Source organism: Streptomyces adustus (assembly GCF_009377175.1).
GTDB classification, from domain to species: domain Bacteria; phylum Actinomycetota; class Actinomycetes; order Streptomycetales; family Streptomycetaceae; genus Streptomyces; species Streptomyces adustus.
This window is the reverse complement of the sequence record NZ_VJZD01000325.1, coordinates 1-8,832: the sequence shown is the minus strand read 5'-3', so window position 1 is coordinate 8,832 and position 8,832 is coordinate 1. Positions and strand designations below refer to the sequence as shown.

The window sequence follows — 8,832 nt, the reverse complement described above, 5'->3', positions numbered from 1 at the left end:
CTTCGAGGGTGCGGGCGTGACGGACGGCTCCGGTCCGACCACCGGGGCGGCGGAGGGCGGTGCCGCGGCCTCGGGCTTCTTCGCGGGACTGTCCTGGCCCACGAGCGCGAGGACCACCGCGGCCGCCGCCACGGCGACCACTCCGGCCGCGATGCCGGCCTTCACCGGCGCGCCCAGCGCCTCCGAGGCCGCCGCGCCCGCCCCGGCCCCACCGGACGAACCGCCGCCTGCCGCTGCCGCTCCGCCGCCTGCCGCTCCGCCGCCTGCCGCCGCTCCGCCCGCTGCCGCTCCGCCCGCTGCCGCTCCGCCGCCTGCCGCCGCTCCGCCGCCTGCCGCCGCTCCGCCGCCTGCCGCCGCTCCGCCCGCTGCCGCTCCGCCCGCTGCCGCTCCGCCCGCTGCCGCTCCGCCCGCTGCCGCTCCGGCGCCTGCCGCCGCCGCTCCGGCAGCTCCTGCCCCACCGGCGATGAGCCCGAGCGCCTTGGCGTACCCGGCGGCGCCGAACCAGCCGAGGACGGCGACCGGCACCACCGCGGGGATGCCGCTCGCGACCTCCTCGATCTGTGTCGCGGCCAGTCGGCACCGGGCGCACTCCGCCAGATGTTTGCGCAGCCCCCGCTCGGCGCGGGTGCGCAGTTTGCGGCGGGCGTAGGTGCCGAGCTGGTCGGTGTAGCGGGCGCACTCCTCGTCGCCGGCGACGGTGGTGCTGACGTGGGCCTGGAGATAGGCCTGCTTGAGGCCCTCACGGGCGCGGCTGGCGAGCACGCGCGTGCCGTTGGCGTCGAGCCCGAAGAGCGTGGCGACCTGGCTCGGCGACTCGTTCTCGACCTCGGTGTGCCACAGCACGGCCTGCCACCGCTCGGGCAGTGACCGGAAGGCCTGCATGGCCATGGACTGCTCGGCCTCGTGCAGGGCACGGACGTCGGCGCCCAGTTCCAGCGTGTCGTCGTCGGACAGGTCCGAGGGGCGGGTCGCCCCGGCGGCGAACACCGCGAAGTCGTCCACCAGCTGTTCCCGCTTCGCCGACCGCGTCCAGTTCGCGGCCACGCGGCGGACGGAGGTGAGCAGATAGGCGCGTACGGCGTACTCGGGGCCGGAACCGCCGCGCACCGCCTGGAGCATGCGGGCGAAGACCTCGGCCGTGAGGTCGTCGGCGGTGTGGGCGTCCCGGCAGCAGGTGCGCGCGTACCGGCGCACGGCGCCCGCGTGGCGCCGGTAGAGCTCCCCGTAGGCCGAGTCGTCGCCCGCCCGCATCCGGTCGATCAGCTCGGAGTCGGCCGGCGGCAGCTCCACGAACAGCGGCGGTCGCGCATGAGGCGGCAGTTCCCGCGGCGGAAGAGCGCCGTCCTCGCGCCGATCGCGCTGTGCCGGAACAGTGCCCTCGACGGGCGCCGGGGCGGCACTTCCCGCCGGGGCGGGGACACGGCCGTCCGTGGGAGTCGGGGAGCCGTCCTGCGACGGCGTCGGACCCGTGCTCTCGGCAGGAGCCGGGCCGCGGCCCGGTGGCACGTCGGTCCGGCCGCCCTGGGCCGGCACCTGCGGCGTGGTCGGACCGTCGGCCCGCGCGTCACCGTCCTCGCGTGCCCCGTCCCGCCCGTCAACGCTCATCGCGGAAAGCCCCCGCCGCCTGCACCGCCAGTCCCGACCACCGCGTCAGAGTGCCACAGCGGCCTCGGCCGGGGCCCTGCGGTTCAAGGCATCCACTCGTCCGTGGGGATCTCTCGCCAACCAGTACTAACCATCACCCGAACGGGGGATGCTCAACCGAATGCCCAACTCGACCGTCCAGCGCCAGAGTTGAACACCCCATCGGGTCACCCGCCGGGCCGAAGCCCGGCAGGATCACCCGTTCCCGCACTCACGCTGGCCGGGACCGCAGTCCCTCCAGCAGGATGTCCAGCAGCCGCGCCGAAGCCGCCGCCTGCTGCGCCGCGTCCGGCAGCGAGGGCGCCGCCGTCGCGATCACCAGCAGTACGTCCGACACCGACACGTCCGTACGCAGCTGGCCCGCGGCCCGCGCCCGCTCCACGAGCCGGCCCACGACCTCCAGCAGCGCCGCCGCCCCGGCGTCGTCGACCGCACCGGCCCCGATGTCCTCGGACACCAGCCGCAGCTCACCCTCGCCCGGCTGCGTCCGCTGCGCAGGCACCCGGGTCTCGTCGAGCGCACCGGAGTCGGCCTGCTCGTCGGCGACCCCGACCCGCAGCACCTGCGGAGGCAGCAGCCGCCCGGCACCCGAGGCCACCGAGGTGCGCAGGAAGCGCGAGAGCGCCGACCACGGCTCGTCCTCCTGACCGAGCGCCGTACGGGCCTGGTCGGTCAGCCGGGAGGTCTCCTCCTCGGCTATCCGCCGTACCAGGACGTCCTTGCTCGGGAAGCGCCGGTACACCGTGCCGACCCCGACCCGGGCGCGCCGCGCCACGTCCTCCATCGGCGCGCCGTACCCCAGCTCGCCGAAGACCTCGCGGGCCGCCCGAAGTACGTGTTCGAGATTGCGCTGTGCGTCCACACGCAGCGGCGTCGTGCGCGCTGCGTCCCCGCGTCCGTTGCCCGCCGCGGGGGCGAGCGTGGATGCGGACGACCAATGAGAGTCCTGAATGTGCATAAGTGATCCCCCGGTAATGACGTCTCCCCCCGGAGACTCTCCCCGCCATCTAAATTGCCGGGGCGTCTGGACAGGCCTCGTGCGCCCGGCCCCGCCGCGCGGGGTCCCGTCGGCCCTCTCGGACCGGCCGGCCCCGGCGAGCCCGATGCGCGCCTCCCCTTGCACCCCGTCGATACACGAACATAGTTGAGTGGGAGTCAATTCAGAAGGGGCAGGTTCCGCACGGAGCGCCCCCCGATCGGAGTACGGGCCGTATACGTCCTGAATCCACCCCTTACGGCCCCTGGCGCACATCCCCTGACCTGCGCACCTTCCTCGAACTCCGGCGATCCGGCCAAGTCCGGGCAGCTCGGGCACGCGGTCACACAATTTGCCGGGCCTGTGGACAAACTCCGGCGGCGGGTGCGTCATGGGACGGTGAAGGAACGTGCGCGCATTCTCGTTGTCGGCGGCGGCTACGTCGGGATGTACACGGCACTGCGGCTCCAGCGGCAGCTGAAACAGGAACTCCGCCGGGGAGAGGCCGAGATCACGGTGGTCACCCCGGATCCGTACATGACCTATCAGCCGTTCCTGCCCGAAGCCGCCGCGGGCCTGATCTCCCCACGTCACGTCGTCGTACCGCTGCGCAGGGTGTTGCCCCGCTGCCACATCCTCATCGGCGAGGCCACGGCGGTCGACCACGCCGAGCGCACCGCCACGGTGACCACCCTCGCCACGGACGAGGAGGGAACCGGCCCACGACAGCTGACGTACGACGAGATCGTCCTCGCCCCGGGTTCCGTCTCCCGCGTACTGCCCATTCCGGGCCTCGCCGACTACGCCATCGGCTTCAAGACCGTCGAAGAGGCCATCGGGCTGCGCAACCACGTCATCGAACAGATGGACATCGCCTCCTCCACCCGTGACCCCGCGATCCGCGACGCGGCCCTCACCTTCGTCTTCGTGGGCGGCGGCTACGCCGGGGTCGAGGCGCTCGGCGAGCTGGAGGACATGGCCCGCTACGCCGCCCGCTACTACCACAACGTCCGGCCCGAGGACATGAAGTGGATCCTCGTCGAGGCCTCCGACCGCATCCTGCCGGAGGTCGGCGAGGCCATGGGCCGCTACACGGTCACCGAACTGCGCCGCCGCAACATCCAGGTCCTGCTGGGCACCCGTCTGGAGTCGTGCGCCGACCGGGTCGCCGTCCTCAGCGACGGCAAACGCTTCCCGACCCGAACGGTCGTGTGGACGGCCGGCGTCAAGCCCCACCCGGTCCTCGCCGCCACCGACCTCCCGCTGGACGGGCGCGGCCGCCTGAAGTGCACCCCCGAGCTGACGGTCGACGGCGCCACGCACGCGTGGGCGGCGGGCGACGCCGCCGCCGTCCCCGACGTCACCGCGGCGGAGCCCGGCAAGCAGACCGCCCCCAACGCCCAGCACGCGGTCCGCCAGGCCAAGGTCCTCGCCGACAACATCGCCCGCTCCCTGCGCGGCGAGCCACCGCTGACGTACTCCCACAGGTACGTCGGCTCGGTCGCCTCCCTCGGTCTGCACAAGGGCGTCGCCCACGTCTACGGACGCAAGCTCAAGGGCTACCCGGCGTGGCTCATGCACCGCGCCTACCACCTCAGCCGCGTACCGACCGTCAACCGCAAGGCACGCGTGCTCGCCGAATGGACGCTGTCGGGACTCTTCAAGAGAGAGATCGTCTCGCTCGGCTCACTCGAACATCCCCGTGCAGAGTTCGAACTGGCGGCCGGAGGCAAGCCTTCTGACGACCCGAAGGGGTCGTCCTGACCGAACCCAGGAACTTCCCCGGCCACCCCGACGTCTGACGAATATCGGGCCGGACGGCCACCCTGCCACACTGACCCCCGAGCCCCGGGCGAGCCCGCCGCTCGCCCGTGAACCCACGAGGCTGTTCCCCCAGTGCTGCATTTCACGGTGCTGCGACAATGTGCGGCCACCGCCGCGCGGCCCCGGAGCCACGGCCGGGTCCGGAGCCGGCCGACGACGACTACACGAGGCAAGGATTCGTGAACTTCACGCGCTGGAGCGCCCGGCTCCCCGGAACGCAGCGCCGCGCCGCAGCGCGGACCGACCACAAGGTCTCCCCGGACCGGCGGGGCGACGGCTCCGTGCCCGCGGCCCGCGCCGAACACCTCGCCGACGGGGCGGCCTGCGTGCCCGTGGTCGACGAACTCCCGGTGCGCGAGGTCCTCGACCGCGTCCCCGCCCTCGTCGCCCTCGTCCACGGCCCCGACCACCGCCTCGCCCACGTCAACGACGCTTATACGACGGCCTTCGGCGCCCGCCCGCCCGGCGCGCCCGCCGCCGAGGCACTCCCGGAGCTGCGCGAGCTGGGGCTGCTGCCGCTTCTCGACCAGGTCCTGCGCAGCGGTAGGCCCCGCACGCTCAAGTCCCGCAAGGCCCCCGACGGCCGCTCCTACACGTTCACCTGCACCCCGGTCGCCAAGGGCGGCGACGGCGACGACGGCGTCCTGGTCTTCGCCACCGACGTCACCGACCACGCCGAGGCCGCCGCACGCCTGCGCGCCAGCGAGCGCCGCCAGCGCGAGACCGCAGTCACCCTCCAGCGCTCCCTCCTCCCGCAGGAACTGGAGGAGCCCGACGACCTGCGCATCGCCGCCACCTACCAGCCCGGCGGCACCGAAGCCGCGGTCGGCGGCGACTGGTACGACGTGATCACCCTCGGCGGCGGCCGCACGGCCCTGGTCATCGGCGACGTCATGGGCAGAGGCGTACGCGCGGCGGCCGTCATGGGCCAGCTCCGCACCGCGGTCCGCGCCTACGCCCGCCTCGACCTGCCCCCGCACGAGGTGCTCCAGCTCCTCGACGGCCTCGCCACGGAGATCGACGCCAACCAGATCGCCACCTGCGTGTATGCCGTCCACGACCCGAACGAGGGACGGCTTGTCTACGCCTCCGCCGGACACCTGCCCATCCTGGTCCGCAGCGAGAACGGCACCGTCCTGCGCGCCGACGAGCCGACCGGCCCCCCGCTCGGCACGGGCGGCTGGATGCACGCCTCGGGCTCGATCCCGCTCGGCCCCGGCTCTACGGCCGTCCTCTACACCGACGGGCTGGTGGAACGCCGCGACGAGGACCTCGACGAGGGCATCGCGTCCCTGGAGCGCGCCCTGGCCGGTGCGACCGGCACCCCCCAGGTGGTCTGCGACCGCCTGGTCCGCTCGGCGGGCGTCACCGCCGACCACGACGACGACGTGGCCGTCCTCGTCCTCCAGCACCCCGCCCGCACCGGCGCGGACAGCGAACTGTTCCGCAACGCGGCCCTGGAACTCCTCGGCGGCGTCGAAGCGGCACCCCGCGCGCGTGCCTTCGCCTCCGGCGTCCTGACCAGCTGGCGCTTCCCCACCGATCTGCACGACCTGGGCGTCCTGGCGGCCAGCGAGCTCGTCGCCAACTCCCTCCAGCACGGCACCCCGCCCATGCGGCTGCGCCTGCGCCGCACCGACCGCCGCCTCATCGTCGAGGTCACCGACGGCGACGACCACCTGCCCCGCCGCCGCGCGGAACCCGGCGACGAGTCGGGCCGCGGCATCGCCATCGTGGCGACGATCGCCTCCAACTGGGGCAGCAGACGGACACCGGGCGGCGGAAAAGCGGTCTGGTGCGAGTTCGTCCTGCCGAAGGCCGCCGAGCCGACGGGCTGATCCCGCACGAGCCGACCGGCCGAGCCCGGCCGGCGGCCCGTACGGACGAGACCGGCGGCCCGTACGGACGAAAAAGGCGGCGGCCGCCCTCCCGGACGACCGCCGCCTCACCTGCCCCACACATATGACTCACACGTCCACGGCCACCGGCTCCGCGGGCGCCCCGCCCCGCGCGACCACCCGGCCGCGCCCGAGCCACGGCTGATCCTGTACGGCGGTCAGCTGCCGCCCCAGCCGAACACCGAGCACGGTGATCCCGAGCGAGAACAGCAGGAACGTCACGACGTACGGCGCGTGCAGCGAGGCGCCCATCGGCCCGCCGACAGCCGGACCGATCGCCAGCGCCAGCTGCTTGACCAGGGCGAACGCCGAGTTGTACTGACCTGCCATGCCCTCCGGGGCCAGATCGGCGACCAGCGGCGCGACGGTCGGCGACAGCATCGCCTCCCCGAGCCCGAACAGCGCGTACGTCGACACGAACGCGGCCGTCGCCATCTCCTGGCTGCCGTGCCCGAGCCCCGCGTACCCGGCCGCGACCCACGCCACGGCCCAGACCAGCCCCACGGCCGCGATCACCCGCGAGCGCCGCCGGCGCTCGACGAACCGCAGCACGGCGAACTGCGCGACCACGATCATCGCGGTGTTCGCGGCCAGGGCAGTGCCCAGAGCGGACGGGGAGATCCCCGCGGCCTCCACCCCGTAGGCGCTCAGCCCGGACTCGAACTGTCCGTAGCAGGCGAAGAACAGGACGAAGCCCAGCACGCACAGCTGGACCATCGCCCGGTTGCCGAGCAGCTGCCTCCAGCCGCCCCGGGCCGCACCGGAGGGCGCGTCCCCGATCCGCGGCGCGTGCGGCATCCGCACCGTCGACATCACCACGGCCAGCAGCAGGAACACGGCCGCCTCGATGCCGAACAACAAGGTGAAGGAGGAGACGCGGGTGGTGTCGACGAGGTGGCCGCCGATGAGACCGCCGACCCCGAGCCCGAGGTTCTGGAGGAAGAACTGAAGGGCGAAGGCACGGGAGCGGGTGTCGGTCGTGGAACAGTCCACGATCATCGTCGCCAGCGCCGGCTGCATCACGGCCTGACCGGCGCCGAGGGCGACCGCGGCGCACAGGACGGCGGCCGCGTTGCCCGCGAGCCCGAGGCCCAGAGCGCCCAGCGCGGCGGTGACCAGGGCCGTGAGCAGGACCGGCCGGGGGCCGCGCCGCACGATCGCCCGTCCGGCGAACGGCAGCACGATCAGCGCGGACACGGCGAAGACGGCGAGTACGAGACCCGCCGTCATGGCCCCGAGCCCCCGCACCTGCGCCACATAGACGTACAGGTAGGGGACGGTGAAGCCGAGCCCGAACGCGCTGAGTGCGTTGCCCACGTGGATCCGGCGCATCGCTGCGCCCATCGCCCTGGTCACGTTCACCTTTTTCGAGTTGGTGAAGTCCAGCCGTTAGGGCTGAAGACTTCAAAGCTAAAGTTCGAAGCTAAACAGTACACGTTGAAGGACTTTGACGCGAAGCGGCCCGTGCCATACTGCGGACATGGGCGATACCCCCGGCGGCCGACTCGGCGAGCCCACACTCGAAGAGCAGATCGCGGCCTACCAGCGCGAGTTCCAGGACCTCGACCCCCAGGTCGAGAAGATCGTCTCGGCGCTGTCCCGTCTGAACCGCCGGATGAACGTCGCTTACAGCCGCCAGACCGCCGCCCTCGGCATCAGCAACGCCGAATGGGAGGTCCTCAAGGCCCTCGTCCTGTCCGGCGCCCCTTATCGAATGGGCCCCAGCGATCTGGCCAAGCGCCTGGGCCTGACCCCGGCCGCGATGACCCACCGGATCGACCGCATGGTCACCGAGGGTCTGGTGACCCGGGAGCGCGACGAGTCCAACCGCGTCCGCGTGATCGTGGAGCTCACGCCCGAGGGTCGCGGGATGTGGCTGGAGGCGATGCGCCTGGCGTCGGGCTTCGAGGAGGACCTGCTCCAAGACCTGTCCGCGGAGGAGCGGACGGTGCTCGGCGAGGTCCTGACCAGGTTGCTGCGCAGGGTGGAGCACGCCCAGCCGGACGCCGGCGGCCGGCTCAGCGACCTCGACTGAAAAGATCTTGACAGGGGGCGGTTGACGGCCCTCTGCCGGATGCGTATAGTTCTCCGGGTTGCCACGGAGCCGTATCGGTTCTTCGGCAGCGTCTCCTGCCGCTTCTGCGGCGACAAACCACCAGCATGATCGCCCGACAGGGTTCTTTTCGGCGTGCCCGAATTTGAATTCGATATCGGGGTTCGGCGGGTTCTGGTCGACTCGAACGGTCGATTGGGAATCGCCGGGAAGATCCGCTAAGGTTTGGGACGTCGGAACGGCCCAATAGCCGGGAAGGCAAAGCCCGCTGACTGGGAGTCAGGCCCGAAAGAGTCTGATAGAGTCGGAAACGCCGGAAAGGGAAACGCGAGAGCGGGAACCTGGAAAGCACCGAGGAAATCGGATCGCGAAACGGTCTGATAGAGTCGGAAACGCAAGACCGAAGGGAAAAAGCCCGGAGGAAAGCCCGAGAGGGT

At 72.5% G+C, this 8,832-nt stretch carries 6 protein-coding genes; 3 read left to right on the top strand and 3 right to left on the bottom strand.

The window, feature by feature from the left end:
- Both FNH09_RS41920 and FNH09_RS41915 read right to left on the bottom strand, forming a co-directional pair.
- Positions 1-1,605 (bottom strand): sigma-70 family RNA polymerase sigma factor (locus FNH09_RS41920; protein ID WP_152895106.1); only part of this gene is annotated, 1,605 nt, incomplete at its 3' end.
- A 250-nt stretch (positions 1,606-1,855) separates the two neighbouring features.
- Positions 1,856-2,602 (bottom strand): TetR/AcrR family transcriptional regulator, encoded by a 747-nt coding sequence (locus tag FNH09_RS41915; RefSeq protein ID WP_152895105.1) that lies wholly within the window; start codon positions 2,600-2,602, stop codon positions 1,856-1,858.
- A gap of 417 nt (positions 2,603-3,019) precedes the next feature.
- Between FNH09_RS41915 and FNH09_RS41910 the strand changes: the two genes are divergently transcribed.
- Entirely contained in the window at positions 3,020-4,384 is a 1,365-nt protein-coding gene (locus FNH09_RS41910) for an NAD(P)/FAD-dependent oxidoreductase (RefSeq protein ID WP_338017847.1), read from the top strand.
- 239 nt (positions 4,385-4,623) lie between these two features.
- Positions 4,624-6,282, top strand: coding sequence for a SpoIIE family protein phosphatase (locus FNH09_RS41905; RefSeq protein WP_162469904.1), 1,659 nt, complete (start codon positions 4,624-4,626; stop codon positions 6,280-6,282).
- 129 nt (positions 6,283-6,411) lie between these two features.
- On the opposite strand, the gene FNH09_RS41900 is transcribed toward FNH09_RS41905, so the two are convergent.
- Entirely contained in the window at positions 6,412-7,698 is a 1,287-nt protein-coding gene (locus tag FNH09_RS41900; RefSeq protein WP_338017846.1) for an MFS transporter, read from the bottom strand.
- A 124-nt stretch (positions 7,699-7,822) separates the two neighbouring features.
- Here FNH09_RS41900 and FNH09_RS41895 point away from each other — a divergent pair, with 124 nt between their 5' ends.
- A complete protein-coding gene (locus FNH09_RS41895) occupies positions 7,823-8,377 on the top strand; it encodes a MarR family winged helix-turn-helix transcriptional regulator (RefSeq protein ID WP_152895103.1) in 555 nt (184 codons plus the stop codon).
- The last annotated feature ends 455 nt before the right edge of the window (positions 8,378-8,832 follow it).

Bases quoted from the DNA above. Each gene is read 5' to 3' on its own strand.
- FNH09_RS41915 (WP_152895105.1), bottom strand. From the start codon at position 2,602: ATGCACATTCAGGACTCTCATTGGTCGTCCGCATCCACGCTCGCCCCC.
- FNH09_RS41895 (WP_152895103.1), top strand. From the start codon at position 7,823: ATGGGCGATACCCCCGGCGGCCGACTCGGCGAGCCCACACTCGAAGAG.